The organism is Marinobacter sp. DUT-1 (genome assembly GCF_050379415.1).
Taxonomy (GTDB): Bacteria; Pseudomonadota; Gammaproteobacteria; order Pseudomonadales; family Oleiphilaceae; genus Marinobacter.
On sequence record NZ_JBNRLS010000004.1, the window covers coordinates 503887 to 521826 of the forward strand.

At 59.6% G+C, this 17940-nt stretch carries 18 protein-coding genes; 8 read left to right on the forward strand and 10 right to left on the reverse strand.

Annotation, left to right across the window (positions count from 1 at the left end):
* Window positions 1-59: 59 nt before the first annotated feature.
* From ACQUTG_RS15575 to lipA, 4 genes are all read left to right on the forward strand, one after another.
* Window positions 60-242: a hypothetical protein gene (locus ACQUTG_RS15575; RefSeq protein WP_428920282.1), complete on the forward strand. Its 183-nt coding sequence runs from the start codon at window positions 60-62 to the stop codon at window positions 240-242.
* Between the two features lie 68 nt (window positions 243-310).
* Window positions 311-1525: a serine hydrolase domain-containing protein gene (locus ACQUTG_RS15580; protein WP_428920283.1), complete on the forward strand. Its 1215-nt coding sequence runs from the start codon at window positions 311-313 to the stop codon at window positions 1523-1525.
* Between the two features lie 178 nt (window positions 1526-1703).
* Entirely contained in the window at window positions 1704-2981 is a 1278-nt protein-coding gene (locus ACQUTG_RS15585) for an O-acetylhomoserine aminocarboxypropyltransferase/cysteine synthase family protein (protein ID WP_428920284.1), read from the forward strand.
* Window positions 2982-3112: 131 nt separating this feature from the next.
* The gene (gene lipA / locus ACQUTG_RS15590; protein WP_428920285.1) at window positions 3113-4162 is read left to right on the forward strand and encodes a lipoyl synthase; all 1050 of its coding nucleotides are present in this window, start codon (window positions 3113-3115) and stop codon (window positions 4160-4162) included.
* 104 nt (window positions 4163-4266) lie between these two features.
* Here lipA and ACQUTG_RS15595 read toward each other — a convergent pair whose 3' ends face one another.
* Window positions 4267-4728 (reverse strand): Spy/CpxP family protein refolding chaperone, encoded by a 462-nt coding sequence (locus ACQUTG_RS15595; protein ID WP_428920286.1) that lies wholly within the window; start codon window positions 4726-4728, stop codon window positions 4267-4269.
* Between the two features lie 242 nt (window positions 4729-4970).
* Between ACQUTG_RS15595 and ylqF the strand changes: the two genes are divergently transcribed.
* From ylqF to fnr, 3 genes are all read left to right on the forward strand, one after another.
* A complete protein-coding gene (ylqF, locus tag ACQUTG_RS15600) occupies window positions 4971-5858 on the forward strand; it encodes a ribosome biogenesis GTPase YlqF (RefSeq protein WP_428920287.1) in 888 nt (295 codons plus the stop codon).
* 119 nt (window positions 5859-5977) lie between these two features.
* The gene (fabB, locus tag ACQUTG_RS15605; RefSeq protein WP_428920288.1) at window positions 5978-7186 is read left to right on the forward strand and encodes a beta-ketoacyl-ACP synthase I; all 1209 of its coding nucleotides are present in this window, start codon (window positions 5978-5980) and stop codon (window positions 7184-7186) included.
* A 135-nt stretch (window positions 7187-7321) separates the two neighbouring features.
* The gene (gene fnr, locus ACQUTG_RS15610) at window positions 7322-8068 is read left to right on the forward strand and encodes a fumarate/nitrate reduction transcriptional regulator Fnr (RefSeq protein WP_428920289.1); all 747 of its coding nucleotides are present in this window, start codon (window positions 7322-7324) and stop codon (window positions 8066-8068) included.
* Window positions 8069-8157: 89 nt separating this feature from the next.
* Here the strand turns inward: fnr and ACQUTG_RS15615 are convergent, their stop codons facing one another.
* The gene (locus ACQUTG_RS15615) at window positions 8158-9033 is read right to left on the reverse strand and encodes a sugar nucleotide-binding protein (protein WP_428920290.1); all 876 of its coding nucleotides are present in this window, start codon (window positions 9031-9033) and stop codon (window positions 8158-8160) included.
* A 162-nt stretch (window positions 9034-9195) separates the two neighbouring features.
* Here ACQUTG_RS15615 and ACQUTG_RS15620 point away from each other — a divergent pair, with 162 nt between their 5' ends.
* Window positions 9196-9552: a hypothetical protein gene (locus tag ACQUTG_RS15620; RefSeq protein WP_428920291.1), complete on the forward strand. Its 357-nt coding sequence runs from the start codon at window positions 9196-9198 to the stop codon at window positions 9550-9552.
* A gap of 14 nt (window positions 9553-9566) precedes the next feature.
* On the opposite strand, the gene alr is transcribed toward ACQUTG_RS15620, so the two are convergent.
* The 8 genes from alr to rnr all read right to left on the reverse strand — a co-directional run bounded on the left by alr (window position 9567) and on the right by rnr (window position 17721).
* Window positions 9567-10643 carry an alanine racemase gene (alr, locus tag ACQUTG_RS15625; protein ID WP_428920292.1) on the reverse strand — a complete coding sequence of 359 codons (1077 nt, stop codon included), beginning with the start codon at window positions 10641-10643 and terminating at the stop codon, window positions 9567-9569.
* Window positions 10643-12049: a replicative DNA helicase gene (gene dnaB / locus ACQUTG_RS15630; protein ID WP_092005082.1), complete on the reverse strand. Its 1407-nt coding sequence runs from the start codon at window positions 12047-12049 to the stop codon at window positions 10643-10645. The genes alr and dnaB overlap by 1 nt, the downstream gene beginning before the upstream one ends.
* 138 nt (window positions 12050-12187) lie before the next feature.
* Entirely contained in the window at window positions 12188-12634 is a 447-nt protein-coding gene (gene rplI, locus ACQUTG_RS15635) for a 50S ribosomal protein L9 (RefSeq protein ID WP_092005084.1), read from the reverse strand.
* A gap of 20 nt (window positions 12635-12654) precedes the next feature.
* Window positions 12655-13521 (reverse strand): hypothetical protein, encoded by an 867-nt coding sequence (locus ACQUTG_RS15640; RefSeq protein ID WP_092005087.1) that lies wholly within the window; start codon window positions 13519-13521, stop codon window positions 12655-12657.
* Window positions 13522-13546: 25 nt separating this feature from the next.
* Window positions 13547-13777: a 30S ribosomal protein S18 gene (rpsR, locus tag ACQUTG_RS15645; protein WP_008937282.1), complete on the reverse strand. Its 231-nt coding sequence runs from the start codon at window positions 13775-13777 to the stop codon at window positions 13547-13549.
* 25 nt (window positions 13778-13802) lie between these two features.
* Entirely contained in the window at window positions 13803-14219 is a 417-nt protein-coding gene (gene rpsF / locus ACQUTG_RS15650; RefSeq protein ID WP_428920293.1) for a 30S ribosomal protein S6, read from the reverse strand.
* A gap of 247 nt (window positions 14220-14466) precedes the next feature.
* A complete protein-coding gene (rlmB, locus tag ACQUTG_RS15655) occupies window positions 14467-15204 on the reverse strand; it encodes a 23S rRNA (guanosine(2251)-2'-O)-methyltransferase RlmB (protein WP_428920294.1) in 738 nt (245 codons plus the stop codon).
* 36 nt (window positions 15205-15240) lie between these two features.
* Window positions 15241-17721: a ribonuclease R gene (gene rnr / locus ACQUTG_RS15660; protein ID WP_428920295.1), complete on the reverse strand. Its 2481-nt coding sequence runs from the start codon at window positions 17719-17721 to the stop codon at window positions 15241-15243.
* Between the last annotated feature and the right edge of the window lie 219 nt (window positions 17722-17940).

Genomic DNA, 17940 nt, shown 5'->3' on the forward strand with positions numbered 1-17940 from the left:
CTGCGGCCGACCTCCGGGTACAATCGCCTGCCTTTCCACCAGTGTATCCCTGTAGCGACATGAAAAAGATCTTCCTGGAACTTGCCGTGGTTCTGACCATCACCTTTCCGGCAGTCCTGATTATTGCCGAACGCCCGTCCCAGGCGCTGTTTATTTGCGCCTCGATCCTGGTTGCCTACACCATCATTTTCGTGTCCATGAACCTGGGTGGACGGCACCGGGACCGACGCTGGCGCACCTGACCCATACCAGCCCTTCTCCCATCCCCGGGAATAAATTAAGCTTCCCCTTTTAGTCACAGGATCTGTCCATGCGGGAATCCGATGTCGTCGCTGGGCTGTCGCTCGAGCGCCTGGAACGAATCAGCCAACACCTTGACGACCATTACATTCGTCCCGGCAAACTGCCATGTGCCGTGACGCTGGTCGCACGCCATGGCCAGATTGTCTGGGTGAACGCCCAGGGTCTGATGGATGTCGAGCGCAACAGACCAGCCCGGCGGGACACCCTGTTCCGGATCTATTCCATGACCAAGCCGGTCACGTCCATTGCGATGATGCAGCTGTACGAACAAGGAAGGTTCCTGCTGGATGACCCGGTGCACAAGTACATCCCCTCCTGGCGCGACCTGCGTGTCTATAAAGGTGGGACCTATCCGGAGTTCGAAACCGAATCCGCGGTAACCACCATGACCATCCGGGACCTGCTGACCCACATGTCGGGCCTGACCTATGGCTTTCTGGAGCGGACCAATGTCGACGCCGCCTACCGGCAGCTCAAGCTGGACGGCAGTTCCATTCTGACCCTCGACAAACTGCTGGACCGGTTGGCCGAGCTACCACTGGAGTTTTCGCCCGGCACGGCATGGAACTACTCGGTTTCAACCGATGTGGTGGGCTACCTGGTCCAGCTGCTGGCCGACAAACCGCTGGACGACTACTTCCGAGAGCATATTTTTTCACCCCTGGGCATGGTGGATACCGGCTTCCAGGTCCGGCCGGATCAGCTGGACCGCTTTGCCGCCTGCTACCTGCACCAGCCGGGTGACACCATGAAACTCCAGGACGACCCGGAGCGCTCCAGGTTCACCAGACCACCCAGGTTCCTGTCCGGCGGTGGCGGTCTGGTCTCCACCATCGACGATTACCACAGTTTTGCCCAGGCCTTGTGCCAGGGAGGCGAATACCGCGGCCAGCGGATTATTGGCCGCAAGACCCTGGAGTTCATGCGCCGGAACCATCTGCCCGGCAACCAGGACCTTCCAGCACTGTCCATTGGTGGATTCAGCGAGACGCCCTACGAGGGCAGCGGGTTCGGGCTCGGGTTCTCCGTGAAAACGGATGTGGCGAAGTCCCTGAGCAACGGCTCCGAAGGTGAGTTTGGCTGGGGCGGCCTGGCCAGTACCAACTTCTTCGTGGACCCGTGTGAGGATATGGTGATGATCTTCATGACCCAGCTGATGCCCTCGTCGTCCTACTCGGTCCGACAGGAACTCCGGGCCATGGTACATGGAGCACTGGTATAGAAAGGCCGGATATCGACGCGAGCTTCCGGGTGTCATCGGCCGGGAGGTCAGCTGTCACCTACGAACACATTCGCCTTATAACCATATGAGGTTTGGAACTGTGCTCCGGTTCCACTACCTATGGCATACTCGGTGTCCCGATCCAATCAAGAATAATCCACCAGCAAGGAATGTTGCGATGAAACCGGAAACTCTCGCCCTTCACGCAGGCTTCAAGAGCGACCCGACCACCAAGGCGGCCACCACTCCGATCTACCAGACCACCTCCTACACCTTCGACGACACCCAGCACGGTGCCGACCTGTTTGACCTGAAGGTCCAGGGCAACATCTACACCCGCATCATGAATCCCACCAATGCGGTGCTCGAAGAGCGGATGGCAGCCCTGGAAGGCGGTATTGGCGCCCTCGCCGTGGCCTCCGGCATGGCGGCAATCACTTACGCCCTGCAAACCATCTGCAAAGTCGGCAACAACATCGTCAGCACCAGCCAGCTCTATGGCGGCACCTACAACCTGTTCGCCCACTCCCTGCCCAACCAGGGCATCGAGTGCAAGATGGTGCCCCATGACGATTTCGAGGCCGTCGAGAATGCCATCGACGTCCAGACCCGGGCCCTGTTCTGCGAATCCATCGGCAACCCGGCGGGCAACGTGGTGGACATCCAGAAGTGGGCCGAGATTGCCCACAAACACGGTATTCCGCTGATCGTGGATAACACCGTAGCGACCCCATTCCTGTGCCGCCCGTTCGAGCACGGCGCCGACATCGTGATCCACTCCCTGACCAAGTACATCGGCGGCCACGGCACCACGGTTGCCGGTGTGGTGGTGGATTCCGGCAAGTTTGACTGGAAAGCCAGTGCCGACAAGTTCCCCATGATGAACGAACCGGATCCTTCCTACCACGGCGTGGTCTACACCGAAGCGCTGGGCGAGGCTGCCTTTATCGGTCGCTGCCGGGTGGTGCCGCTGCGCAACACCGGTTCGGCGCTGTCGCCTTTCAATGCCTTCCTGATCATGCAGGGCCTGGAGACCCTGGCGCTGCGCATGGAACGCCACTGCGAGAATGCCGAGAAGGTTGCACAGTTCCTGCAGGATCATCCCGCCGTGGAATGGGTGAACTATGCCGGCCTGGCCAACAGCCCCTACAAGGCCACTTGTGACAAGATTTGCGGGGGCAAGGCTTCCGGTATCCTTAGCTTCGGCATCAAGGGTGGCCGTGACGCCGGCGCGAAATTCATCGACGCCCTGGACATGATCCTGCGCCTGGTGAACATCGGCGATGCCAAGTCCCTGGCCTGTCATCCGGCCACCACCACGCACCGTCAGCTGAACCCCGAGGAGCTGAAGAGCGCGGGTGTCAGCGAGGACCTGGTACGCCTGTCCATTGGCATTGAACACGCCGATGACATCATTGCCGACATCACCCAGGCCCTGGAGAAATCCCAGGCTTGATCTATCTCATCCGGGTACGACCAATGTCGTGCCCGGACACCCCGTGATTGCCCGTACCCGCCTTGTAACTGCGCCCTCCTCGCTTTAATCTTTAGAGTTCTCCATACCTTTCATATGAGAGTTTCCGGTCAATGAGCGAAAGCGCAAAGCCCCGCGTCACCAGTGGTACCAAATTCCGCAGCGAGCATGGATTCTCCGCCATCAAGGACGGCGTCAAACGCACCTCCTCCGCAAGCACGGAAGAAAAGCCGGTGGAGCGCAAGCCCAAGTGGTTGCGGGCACGTATGCCCGGCGGCGAGCGCTATGATGCGGTGCGCCGCAATGTCAGCGAACATCGGCTGAGCACTGTGTGCCAGGAATCCCATTGCCCGAACATCGGCGAATGCTGGACCAATGGTACTGCCACCATCATGGTGATGGGCTCGGTGTGCACCCGGGCCTGCAAGTTCTGCGCGGTGGATACCGGCAATCCCAAAGGTTGGCTGGACCCGGACGAACCCGAGAACACCGCCAAGTCGGTGGAACTGATGGGCCTGCGCTATATCGTGCTGACCTCCGTCGACCGGGATGACCTGGACGATGGCGGTGCTGCCCACTACGCCGCCTGCGTGGCCGCAATCAAACAGCGCACCCCGGAAGTGGCCGTGGAAGCCCTGACCCCTGATTTCGACGCGGTGATGAGCGACGTGGAAAGGGTCGTGGATTCCGGGCTGGACGTATTCGCCCAGAACGTGGAAACGGTCAAACGCCTGACCAGCCATGTGCGTGACCCGCGGGCCGGCTATGAGAAAACCCTGAGCGTGCTGGCCCACGCCAAGAAGCACCGGCCCGATGTTCTCACCAAGACCAGCCTGATGCTGGGCCTGGGCGAGACCGAAGAGGAAATTCTCGAGACCATGGATGACCTGCGTGCGATCGGTGTCGACATCCTCACCCTCGGCCAGTACCTGCGCCCCACCCCGAACCATCTGCCGGTGGAGCGTTACGTCACCCCCGAGGAGTTCAACCGCTACCGTGAAATCGGTCTGGAAAAAGGTTTCATGGAAGTTCCGTCCGGCCCGATGGTGCGCTCCAGCTATCGCGCCGACAAGGTCTTCGACAAGAACAACCTTGGCCTGGCCGTACCGGAAGTCCCGAAGCCAGACAATGCCATGCAGATTCCGGTAAAAGCTGTCGACTGACGGCCGCCCCTTACGAAAAAATCCCCCGTGCGGACGGCTCCGACGGGGGATTTTTTATGCTAACCCCGGCCGGGATACTCCCTGGCCAGGGTTTTGGGCCGGGATTACTGGCCTTGCTGTTGCTGCTGCATCTGCTGTTGCATCTGACGCTGCTGTTGCATCTGCTGCTGCATCTGGCGCATGCGCTTGTCCAGCTCGTCACGCTGCTCCTGGGTAAACACGCTGTCCACCTTGGCCTGCATCAGGGTGGAGAGTGCGGCGATCTCACCGGTCAGGTCACCCAGTTCCTCGGCGTTTTCACGGATCGCTGATTCGTCATAGTCAGCCTTGATCTCTGCCTGCATCTGCTGCTGGATCTGTTGGGCTTCCTGGCGCAACTCACCGATCTTACCCTGCATATCTTCGAGAATGGCGCGGATCTCGGTCTGCTGATCATCGGACAGACCGACCATCTGTGCCAGCTGATCTACCTGGTCCGGCTGTCCACCAGCCGCCTGCTGGGCGAAGGTCGGGGCAGAGAGAGTCAGTGCCACGAGGGCAGTTCCCAGGAACTTTACAAGCTTCATAAACATCTCCGTTATTGGGGTGGCCACTACCAGAAAACCACCAACAGTCGTAAATTTCACGATTCAGGTGTTACACCCTAAAACATCCGGACCGAGGATTTCATCCCGATATCCCCCCTTTTTATACACACGTCTCATCCGACTTCCCCTCAGCCCGCCACACACGCGGACTCAATGAAATGTGAAACTTTATCCATTCCCCTTCATAATGGCGCCGATTGAACACGGCCGGAGTACAAAAGATGGCAATTAACTGGTTTCCAGGGCACATGCACAAGGCCCGCAAGGAGATCAAGAAGGTCATGCCCCAGATGGACCTCATTATCGAGGTCCTGGATGCGCGCATCCCTTTCAGCAGCGAAAACCCGCTGGTTCCGTCCCTGCGCGGCGATACTCCTCTGATCAAGGTCCTGAACAAACGGGATCTGGCAGACCCGGTGATCACCGAGCGCTGGCAGGCGTGGCTGGAGAAGGAGCGCGGCGTCCGTGCCATCACCCTGACTCACAACCAGCGTGGCGAGGCCCTGGACATCCTCAAGCTGGCGGAGGAAATGACCCCGGACCACGATCGCCAGAAAAGTGCCCTGAGAGTGATGATCCTGGGCATCCCCAATGTCGGCAAATCCACCATCATCAATACCCTGGCGGGTCGACCGGTGGCGAAAACAGGCAACGAGCCGGCAGTGACCCGGGCCCAGCAGGCCATCAAGTTGCCGGGTAACATCCTGCTGTATGACACCCCGGGCTTTCTGTGGCCCAAGCTGTCGCCGGAGGCCTGTGGCTATCGCCTGGCCATCACCGGCGCCATTCGGAGTGCCGTACTGGATTTCGAGGACGTTGCTCTTTTCGAGGCGGATTACCTGCTTGAGTCCTATCCGGAACTCGTCCGGACCCGCTATGGTCTCGACGAATTACCAGCGGACGGTATCGGCCTGATGGACGCAATTGCCGAAAAACGAAGGTTTTTTGCCCGCGGCGGCATACCGGACCTGCACAAGGTGGCCGAGGTGTTACTCAATGAATTCCGCTCCGGCACCCTGGGGCGGATTTCCCTGGAAACGCCGGAAATGGTTGAACAGGAAGCCCGGATTGCTGCCGAGGAAGAGGCCCGCAAGGCAGAGAAAAAATGAAAATTTGAGCTCCCCCGTACCAAGGTCAAATATAACCCGGGCGACAAAGGGCCTACACTGTCAAATATTGTCAATGTTTTGCTGGCTCGCTGATCGGCGGCCGCTGAAGGAGGAAGAGCATGAGACGCGTCGTCGTCACTGGTATGGGTATCGTTTCCTGCCTGGGAAATTCCCTGGAAGAGGTCCTGGACAGCCTGAAAAACGGCAAATCCGGGATTCGTTTCAATGAAACCTACAAAGACAAGGGTTTCCGCAGCCAGGTTTCCGGCTCTGTTGACGTAGACACCTCGGTGATCGATCGCAAGGTGCGCCGGTTCATGGGGCCTGCCGCCATGTACAGCTATCTGGCGATGGAGCAGGCCATTGCCCAGGCCGGTCTGAGCGGGGACCAGATCTCCAATGACCGCACCGGCCTGATCGCAGGATCCGGCGGCGCCTCCTGCTCCAGTCAGGTGGAAGCCACAGATACGATGCGTGAGCGCGGTGTGAAGCGCATCGGGCCATACATGGTGCCCCGCATCATGACCAGCACCGTCTCTGCCTGCCTGGCCACCGCCTACAAGATCCGTGGTGTGAACTACTCCATGTCCTCAGCCTGCGCCACGAGCGCCCACTGTATCGGTCACGGCATGGAGCAGATCCAGTCCGGCAAGCAGGACATCGTGTTCGCCGGCGGCGGTGAAGAGGAGGACTGGAGCCTCACCATGATGTTCGATGCCATGGGTGCGCTCTCCACCAAGTACAATGACGCTCCGGAGACCGCTTCGCGCCCGTTCGACAGCGGCCGTGACGGTTTTGTCATCGCCGGTGGCGGTGGCATGGTGGTGCTTGAGGAATACGAGCACGCGAAAAAACGCGGTGCCAATATCCTTGCTGAGCTGACCGGGTACGGAGCCACCTCCGACGGTTACGACATGGTTGCCCCCTCCGGTGAAGGCGCCCAGCGCTGCATGGAACAGGCCATGGCCACCATCCGTGGCAAGGTTCAGTACATCAATGCCCACGGTACCAGCACCCCGGTGGGCGATGTCGCAGAAATGGGCGCGGTGAAGAACACCTTTGGCAGCGAGATTCCGGCCATCTCCTCCACCAAATCCCTGTCCGGGCACTCACTCGGTGCCGCCGGGGTTCAGGAAGCGATCTATTCGCTGCTGATGTTGCAGCACGGTTTCGCAGCCGGCACAAAGAACCTGCTCGATGCCGATGAAAAGATCCGGGATCTGCCGATTGTGGGCCCCGAGGCCCGGGATATGTCGCTGGATTGCGTGATGTCGAACAGCTTCGGCTTCGGCGGCACCAACGCGTCCTTGATCTTCGAAAAGGTCTGACTGCCAGTGGTGGCGGCTTCAGGGCCGCCACCACGCATAATTTTTTGGCCCGCCATGCGATTGATCATTGGCAAAAGGCTCTGTACGTATTAAGGTACGAGGTTGATATGGATCAATTTGGACGGTTCATCCGCTATGGCGCAAGCAATCCCCATTCGTAAGAACTCGCCCCTCAAAGCCTCGTGTCACCAGTGCAGTCTGAGCAACCTCTGTCTGCCTCTGGCCATTGAAGAAAACGAACTCGAGCGCCTGGAAGACATCGTCCAGCAGGGACGTATCTTCAATCGCGGTGAGCACATCTTTGATCAGAGCACTCCATTCCGCTCCTGTTTTGCGGTAAAGAGCGGTTCTATCAAGACATCCATCATTACCGAAGGTGGTGAAGAACAGGTCACAGGCTTTTTCATGCCAGGTGAACTGGTAGGACTGGACAGCATGAGCGGCGAGACCTATGCCTGCACGGCCAAGGCCCTGGAACGCACCAGTATCTGCGAGTTTCCGATTGAGAAACTGGAAGAACTGACCGGCAAGATGCCGGAACTGCAGCACCACATGTACCACCTGATGAGCCAGGAGATCCAGAACAGCCATCAGCTGGCCATGCTGCTGAGCAAGAATACAGCAGAGGAGCGAATCGCCGCCCTGCTGCTATCCCTGTCAAGCCGCTTCCAGCGCCGCCGGCTGTCGCCGACCAATTTCAGCCTCCCGATGGCCAGGAATGACATCGCCAACTTTCTGGGCCTGGCGGTGGAGACCGTCAGCCGCGTGTTTACCCGTTTCCAGAACCAGGGTCTGATCCGCGCCCGCGGCCGGGAAGTGGAGCTACTGGACGTGGAAGCCCTGCAGACGGTGACCCGGGAGTTTTCCCGCCAGGGTTGCTAGTCAGACGGTTAACGCAGGGTCAGAAGATCCAAGACGGGGTCAGAAGAAAGCCTTCTTCTGACCCCATTTTCATTGACGCTATCTTCAACCTACCCGGCTGTCTCCGTCGTCTCCTTCCCTTCCCGGTTCTTCAGCATCGCCAGCTCCTCCACCAGCCCTGACCGCCAAGGCTGCTGTTTGATACCGAAGGTATTGCGGATCTTGGTACAGATCATCGTGGTATTCACCGGCTCCAGATGGCCCCAGTCCGGGACCTCATCAACCACCCGTATTCCCTCGGGAATGCCCGGCAAACCTGCGATGGCCAGCCCCAGCTCATAGAGGTTGATTTCTTCGGCACCGGCATACTGGTAAGTACCCCAAACCTCGGCACCACAATCCAGCTGCAGAATGACCGCAGTCATGACCCGCGCCAGGTCCTTGACGGCAACCGGCTGCCCCCGACACCGCCCAGGTAGCGACAGGGTCTCTCCGGCGGCTGTGCTGGCCTGCACCTTGCGAATGAACCGCACCAGGCTCCAGCCAGTGCGCAGAATGATGTGCCTGGGGAGCAACGAACGTAACGCCTGCTCACACTCCCATTGCCAGTTCCCCAGCTCGTTCATCGGCTGGCCCGGATTGGACGTGATGTAGCCGCTCTGCTTCCGACCATCGAACACATAGCAGGAGGACAGCTGGAACAGGGCGATACCATGCTCCCGAGCATGCTCGGCCATGGCGACGGGCAACGAGAACGCTGCCTTGTGGGTATCCTCAGGGGCCTTCTGCGCGACTTCCGGGTCCGCCAGCCACAGGGCGTTGACGATCAGGTCGGTGTCTTCGGGAATCCAGTTATCCAGGGCATTGAGATCGGCACTGGCGGCGTCACTGACCAGCAGCGGACTGATCTGCAGGTGGGTTTCCCGCAGGCGCTCCAGCAGGACTTTCCCCAGGGGGCCGTAGTCATGGACAACAAGTACGTGCACGAGGAATCAATGCCTCCAGGTTTTCACTTGGGTGACGGACGGCCCGAAACGGTAAGGCCAATGGTTTGTTGGCCGGGCCTCTTAGAATAACACTCGGCCTGACACGCCAGCGTCTTATATCTTTGCTATCTCTTTCAAGAGCATACAACAACGGGAAGCCACATGCTGAAACAACAGAGCCATATTGTTGCGCCGATACCGGACGAACTCCGAACCCGTGCATTGTACACCGTGGGTGAACTCCGCGAACGCGGCAAGGCCGATAAAGAAGCAATCGACAAGCTCTACGAGCTGATCGTCGAAATGACCGAGGAAGGCCTGGACTTCTTCTTCCTGGAACCCCTTCGCCGACTCAAGGCCAGCAGCATGATGCTGGGCATGGCCAAAATGGGCATCAGCAGTATGCTCAAGGGCAGCAAGATGGTCGTCCACAAGGTACTGAAAAAACTGGACGACCGCAGCCTCGCGGCCATCCTCGACTTCATCGAGGAGATCATTCACGAACCGGAAGCAGGCTGAGCTGGGGCCGGGCGTTAGCGGTATTCCCGCGGCACCCGGGCGGTGACACCGGTCATCAGTTCATAGGAGATGGTGCCGGCACAGGCCGCCACCTCATCCACGGCTATCGTCTCGCCCCACAACTCCACCGTGTCACCGGGCCGGGCGTCCGGCGCGTTGGTGAGATCCACGGCCAGCATATCCATCGACACCCTGCCGATCAGCCGGATGCGCCGGCCACCGACTGCGGCGGGAGTGTTGGTGCCGGCGTGCCTCGGATAACCGTCGCCGTAGCCGATAGCCACCATACCCATCAGGGTGTCCTGTTCCGCTACCCAGCTCGAACCATAGCCGACGGCCTCCCCTGCCTTCACAATCCGCGTACTGATCAAGGGGGCCTCCAGCGTCATCACCGGCTTCAGGCCCAGCTCCGGTCCGATCTTACCGAGAGACGGAGAGCCGCCATAAAGCATGATGCCCGGACGGCTCCAGTCAAACAGGGGCTGATCAGGAAGAAAGTGCGCCGCGGAGTTCCCGACGCTGCGCATCAGCTCCGGCCAGGCTGCGGTGCCCTGAACGAAACACTCGGTCTGCTCTGCCGTTCGGGTACTGGAGGCGTCGTCCGCACAGGCAAAATGGGTGACAAAGCCCAGCAGTCGGGGGCGGGCTCCCATGGCATCTATTGTCGCCATTACACCGGGTAGTTCTGCCGGCCTGAAGCCCAGGCGATTCATGCCACTGTTCACCTTGACCCAGAATGCCGGCCGGTCTCCGCACCGATCCAGCCACGTCAGCTGGGCGTCGCTGTGCAATACGGGCTCGAACCCGTGCACGTTGCAGCCTGCGAGATCCCCTTCTTCATGCACGCCCTGTAGCAATACCACTGGTTGACGGAGGCCGGCTTCACGGATGGCCAGAGCCTCTTCCAGGCAGGCCACGGCGTACTTGGGCGCCATTTCCGCCAGCGCCAGCGCCACCGGACGGATACCGTGGCCATAGCCATCGGCCTTGACCACGGCCATGGCCTGGGCGCTCCCGGCCAGCTTCCGGGCCAGAGCATAATTGTCGCGGAGCGCCTGCAAGTCGATTCGGGCGATGGTGCTGCGGGGCATCAGTAGTCGTCACCGTAATCGCTGTAATCGCCGTGGGCGAGGTCCTCGAACTTGGTGTACTTACCAATGAACGCCAGCCGCACGGTACCGATGGGACCATTCCGCTGCTTACCGATGATGATTTCGGCGATGCCCTTGTCCGGCGTATCCTCGTTGTAGACCTCGTCCCGGTATACGAACATGATCACATCGGCATCCTGCTCAATCGCACCGGATTCCCGAAGATCCGAGTTCACCGGCCGCTTGTTGGGCCGCTGCTCGAGGCTCCGGTTAAGCTGTGAGAGGGCCACCACCGGGCAACTAAGCTCCTTGGCGATACCCTTCAGGGACCGGGAGATCTCGGAGATCTCCGCCGTCCGCCCCTCGGTGTTGCCGGGCACCCGCATCAACTGGAGGTAATCCACCATGATCAGGCCCAGCTTTCCGTCATTCTCCCGGGCGATGCGGCGGGCGCGTGAACGCATTTCCGTGGGACTCAGACCCGGGGTATCGTCAATATACAACGGCTTGTCCTTGAGCAGGCTCACGGCGGAGGTCAGCCGGGGCCAGTCATCTTCCTCCAGCTTGCCGCCCCGGACCTTGGTCTGGTCGATGCGCCCGAGGGAGGAGATCATACGCATGGCCAGAGCGTCCGCTGGCATCTCCATACTGAACACCAGTACCGGCGTACCGGTGCTGATCAGGGCATTCTCGACGATGTTCATCGCGAAGGTGGTCTTACCCATGGAAGGCCGGCCCGCAACGATGATCAGGTCTGCCGGCTGCATACCGGAGGTTTTCTCATCCAGATCCCGGAAGCCGGTGGTCAGGCCGGTGGTTTGCTCCCCGGATTCGAACAGTTCCTCTATCCGGCTCAGGGTCTGGGTCAGGATCGGGTTGATGGCCTTGGGGCCTGAACCTTCCTTGTTACGGGATTCTGCAATCCGGAAAACATTCCGTTCCGCTTCATCCAGGATCTCGTTGCTGGTTCGTCCCAGGGGGTTGAAGGCGGAATCGGAAATCTGGCCGGACACTTCCACCAGCTGTCGCAGAATCGAGCGCTCGCGAACGATGTCGGCGTAGGCGCGGATATTGGCGGCACCGGGGGTCTTTTCCGCCAGCTCGGCCAGGTAGGACAGACCGCCTGCGTCCTCGATGTCGCCGGCCCGTTCCAGAAACTCGGCCAGGGTCACCACATCCAGCGGCTCACTCTCACTGGCCAGGCGCTCGACAGCGCCAAAGATCAGACGATGGTCCTGACGATAAAAATCCGCAGCCGAAATGACCTCGGCGATTTCGTCGAACCGACGGTTATCGAGCATCAGGCCACCGAGGACGGCCTGCTCGGCCTCCACCGAATGCGGAGGCACCTTGATGCGACTGGTTTCGAGGTCGGTACTGGCAGGTTTCAGATTGGGCTTGGCCATAAGAACGCTTCAGGATTGGGGTAAGCTCAGGAACTGATAAGAATACCAGAAACAAACGGGCCCGAAACCGTCTCCGGTTCGGGCCCGTTCAATCAAGCTTGGCCGGGTCACCCCGGCCTGGCGTTGACCTGCTGCGGATCAGTCCGCAACAACCGCCAGCTTGACGGTTACTTCAACGTCAGAGTGCAGCTGAAGCTCGATGTCGTACTCGCCGGTCACCCGGATCGGGCCTTCCGGCAGACGCACTTCGCTCTTCTCTACTTCAGTACCACCGGCAGTGATCGCGTCAGCAATGTCGCGCACACCGATAGAACCGAACAGCTTGCCTTCTTCACCGGCTTTGGAGCTGATGGTGAAAGAAGCACCTTCCAGTGCCTCGGCACGCGCCTGGGCAGCGGCCAGCTTTTCGGCAGCCGCTTTTTCAAGCTCGGCGCGACGCTCTTCGAACGCCTTCAGGTTTGCTTCGGTGGCAGGAACGGCCTTGCCGTAAGGAAGCAGGAAATTACGACCGTAACCGGCCTTTACCTTTACCTTGTCACCCAGGGAGCCAAGGTTTGCAACTTTCTCGAGCAGAATAACTTCCATCTCGTTAACCTCTTCGTGCTTTATTCAGCCGGCCCGGCAGGTTTGATACGCCCCCGGATATCCAGCCAGCTATCCACAAAAGCCATAACCACTAACAGAATCATCAGGCTTGGGCCCAGCAGCAACAACGCGATGTAGAACATCGCCAGCCAGTTCCCGCTTAGCTGTTTACGACCAACAACGCCATGAACCAGGGCGATACTCGCCAGGAACAGGGGTGTGCCCGCAGCCCAGGCCAGCAACATCGAATTCAGGCCCAGGAGGGGACCAATCAACATGGTCACCGCACACAACACTGCCACCACCGGCGACAGCCGCAGGGCATGGAATTCCTTCCGGAAGCCACCGGGGTTATAAAGCCCGGCCTGCCATGCCCTGGCCAGCATCGTCATACCCACGGCCGTTGCCAGGTAGGTACCCGCCATGCTGGCGTTCATCGTGTCCCGGATCACCTTCTCGAGATCGCTCCCGAGGGTGCGGGCCACTTCGGCGTTGTACTGTTCGTAAAATTCCACCCCGGCCTGAACGAGATCGTCCAGCAAACCGGGATAGAGCACGGGCAACATCAGGCCCGTGACAATCGCCAGAAAGCTCCCCCCGAGGAGGGCTCTTTCCCAGGACAGCGTGGTTCGTAGGATATACGCCATCAGCATTGTCTGGAGCAATACCGCCAGAGCCGTGGGATCCTGCCCGAACCAGCTCCAGCCCAGTGCCGGAAGCAATGCCCAGAGGCCGATACTCAACCCCTGCCCGATACCCAGCCTGAGAATCACCAGACCGACCACCGCTGCGCCTATCCAGAACAGCAGAGGTATCGCAGTGGTAACTGCTGCAACCCCGCCGGCCTGCAGGGGACCGCGCATTACAAACTGTGCTAGTGCACGCATGGTCCCAAATCCTGTCTATCTGTTCTTAGTGATCGTGGCTGTCCGTATACGGCAGCAGTGCCAGGTAGCGGGCACGCTTGATAGCGGTAGCCAGCTGACGCTGATAACGTGCTTTGGTGCCGGTGATGCGGCTGGGCACGATCTTGCCGGTTTCAGTGATGTAGCCTTTCAGGGTGTCCAGATCCTTGTAATCGATCTCTTTAACACCTTCTGCCGTGAAACGACAGAACTTACGACGTCTGAAAAAACGAGCCATAACTTAACTCCTCAACTCCGGTAAATTACTCTTCTTCGTCCTGGGACTCGGACTTCTGACGGCTGTCAGACTCGGCAGAACGACGCGGACGGTCTTCGCCACCTGAACGACGGTCCTCACGGGACTCGGCGGCTTTCATCGGAGACATGTCGGTCACGGCTTCATCGCGACGCAGGATCAGGTCACGGATGATGGCATCGTTGAACCGGAAGTTGTGAGTCAGCTCGTCCATAGCGGCCTGGGAACACTCGACGTTCATCAGGACGTAGTGAGCCTTGTGGATCTTGTTGATCGGGTAAGCCAGGTGACGACGGCCCCAATCTTCCAGGCGATGTACCTTGCCGCCATCTTCGGTGATGACGCCGGTATAACGCTCGATCATTGCGGGCACCTGCTCGCTCTGATCAGGATGTACCATGAATACGATTTCGTAGTGACGCATGAGTTCTCCCTACGGTTTAAACAGCTTCCTTTTTCAACCGCGCGGCTTTTGGCCGCCCTGTTGAGCATGAAAGCAAGGAGGTGACAGCCTCGGGCTGCCGGTTTCTTTTTGCTTTATCAATAAGGCTTTACAACGAAAGGCTTGATCAAAAGCAGCAGTCTTACTGCCCATTTGTTCAGGCAATAAAAAACCACCCCTTAAAAAAGGGGTGACGTATTCTAGGCGCCCAGCGCCTTCTGTGCAAGGGTTAACCAAGACGCTGGCGCAACGCCTCGTACAGGCACACGCCGGTGGCGACGGAAACGTTCAGGCTGTCCACGTGCCCCAACATGGGAATGTTGATCAACTGGTCACAGTGTTCTTTCGTCAGCCGCCGCATACCCTTGCCTTCGGCACCCATTACCAGGGCAACCGGCCCCTTGAAATCGGCTTGATAGAGCGTGGCTTTGGCCTCACCGGCAGTGCCGATCAACCAGACGCCCTGCTCCTGCAGGGATCTCAGGAAACGCGCGAGATTGGTCACGCGCACGAACGGCACGGTTTCAGCCGCGCCACAGGCAACCTTGCGAGCGACCGGGGTCAGGGACGCGGACTTGTCCTTGGGGACGATGACCGCCTGAATGCCCACAGCGTCCGCAGTTCTCATGCAGGCCCCCAGGTTATGGGGATCGGTCACGCCGTCGAGCACCAGCAGAAACGGCGATTTGTCGCTTTTTTCCAGCTGGGCCAGAAGATCACCCTCCGTCCATTCACGACTCTCCGACACGGCTGCGACAACACCCTGGTGAACGCCGGCGACCCGCTCATCGAGTTCGCGGCGGTGCACCACCTGCCAGCGCACGCCGAGGCTGTCCAGTGCATCGGTAATGGCCCTGACACGCTTATCCTGGCGCCCGGTCTGGATCCAGACCTGCTGCAATCTTTCCGGCTCGCGCTTGAGGACTGCCTCAACCGCGTGCCACCCGAATACAAATTCCTGGGACACTGATTCTGATCCTGGTTACGGGTTACTGTTCAGAACTCACTTCCGGGTTCTACGCCTGGGTTTCTTGCCGGATCCGGCCTGTCCGGACTTGCCGGACTTCTTCCCGGCTTCGCGGGCGGCTTCGGCAGCCAGCTTCTGCTTGGCACTGCCCTGCTGGCCCTTACCCTTGCTCCGGCCCCGGGCGGCTTTCTTGCCACCTGCACCGCGGCCCTTACCCTTACCTTTTCCGCGCTCCTCGCGACGGGACATATCCAGCGCGTCCCGGTCCGCCTGGCGTCGCCTTGGCTGACTCACCAGCTCCAGATCAATCTTGCGATCTTCCAGGCCCACACGGGCAACGCGCACCCGGACATCGTCCCCGAGCCGGAAGCTCACGGCCGTGCGTTCACCGATCATCCGGTGCTTGGCGGAGTCATGGTGGAAGTAATCGCCACTGAGGGTGGAGACATGCACCAGGCCTTCGATATAGATGTCCTCCAGAGCCACAAAGAAGCCGAAGGGCACCACCGCGGAAATCACGCCGTTGTATTCCTCGCCCACGTGATCCTTGAGGAACTCGCACTTGAGCCAGGCCATGACATCCCGGGTGGCATCATCAGCGCGCCGCTCGGTCATGGAGGTATGCTCGCCCAGCTGTTCCAGGCGGGCATAATCGTAGGGATATTCCGCCAGTTCCGGATCGGTGACCGGAGGCGTGACCACATCCTTCTTGACCTCGGGATTGTGGATCCGGGACTTGATGGCCCGGTGCACAATCAGGTCCGGGTAACGCCGGATCGGTGAGGTGAAGTGGGCGTAGCTGGCAAAGCCCAGACCGAAGTGACCACTCTCCTCCGGGCTGTATACCGCCTGGCTGAGGGAGCGCAGCATCACGGTCTGGATCACATCGGCATCCGGGCGATCGGCAATCTGGGACAACAGCTCCTGGTAATCCGCGGACGTCGGCTTGTCGCCACCGCGCAGCTGCAACCCGAGCTCGCCCAGGAACAGCCGGAGTGCTGCCAGCCGCTCTTCCGAGGGGCCTTCATGTACCCGGTACAGGGCCGGAGTACTGTGCTTCTTCAGGAAACGCGCCGTCGCCACGTTGGCACACAGCATGCACTCTTCGACAATCTTGTGGGCGTCGTTGCGGTGAACCGGAACAATTTCCTCGATCTTGCGATTGGCATCGAAAATGATCCGGGTTTCGGTGGTCTCGAAATCAATCGCACCCCGTTCGGTGCGAGCCCAGCGCAGCAGCTTGTAGAGCTCGTAGAGATTATAGAGCTGCGGCAGTACTTCGGAGTATTGCTGGCTCAAGCGGTAGCCGGGCTCGGAATCCGGACGTTCCAGAATGTCACTGACCTTGTTGTAGGTCAGCCGGGCGTGACTGTGCATCACCGCCTGATAAAAGCTGTAACCACTGATGCGACCGTTGGCGCTGAGTGTCATATCCGCCACCATGCACAGACGGTCCACGCCCGGGTTCAGGGAGCACAGGCCATTGGACAGTTTCTCCGGAAGCATTGGAACCACATGGTCCGGGAAGTATACGGAATTACCCCGGTTCAGCGCCTCTTCATCCAGCGGCGTACCCGGACGGACGTAGTGGGACACGTCGGCAATCGCCACCAGCAGGCGGAAGCCCCCGCGAGGGCGGGGCTCACAGTAGATGGCATCATCAAAGTCCCGGGCATCCTCGCCATCAATCGTCACCAGCGGCAGATGCCGGATATCCACCCGGTTCTGTTTGTCCTTCTCTTCCACTTCCGCGGGGATGGCGGCAGCCTGCTCACCAACGGAGGGCGGCCAGCTATGGGGAATCTCGTAGGAGCGGATGGCCACGTCGATTTCCATGCCCGGCGCCATGTGCTCGCCGAGAATTTCAATCACCTTGCCTAATGGCTGGGTACGGACGGTGGGATGACGCAGGATCTCCACCACGACGTACTGGCCCTGGTAGGCCTCACCAACGTGCTCCTCCGGCACCAGTATCTCGTGATTGATGCGGGCATTCTCCGGCACCACGAAACTGATGCCGCTCTCCCGGAAAAACCGGCCAACAATCTGGCTGGTGTTGCGCTCAAGCACTTCGACGATCTTGCCCTCACGGCGTCCGCGGTCATCGACGCGGTCCACGCGAGCCGCAACCCGGTCGCCATGGAACACCTGGCGCATCTGCCGGGCCGTGAGGAACAGGTCCGATCCGCCATCATCGGGAATCAGGAAGCCGAAGCCATCTTTGTGGCCGGTAACCTTGCCGGTAACCAGATCCGCCTCTTCGATGGGCAGGTAGGCACCACGGCGGTTACAGATCATCTGTCCGTCCCGGCACATGGCAATCAGCCGGCGGCGCAAGGCCTCAATACCTTCCGGCGAGGTTTGCCCCAACTCCTCACAAAGGGTTTCGTGGGTGGCTGGCGCCCCCCGGTCCTTCAGGTGCTTGAGTATGAATTCCCGGCTCTGGATGGGGTTGTCGTATTTCTGGGCCTCACGGTCGGCGTGAGGATCACCTTTGTCTTTCTTCCTGGAAACCATTCGGATCCTTGTTCTTGAGCCGCATCGGCGCGGCGGAATTTGCATTTTGATGCAGTATAACGTTGGTATGGCAATGCTGCCTAACAAGGGACCATTTGATAGGCACAAATACCACCGAAACTTTTTTGGAAAAAGTGTTTGACAGCGTCAGGGGGAATCATTAAAGTACGCGCCATCGGTTGAGGGACGCACCTCAGCCAGCGACGAAAAGCTTGAATT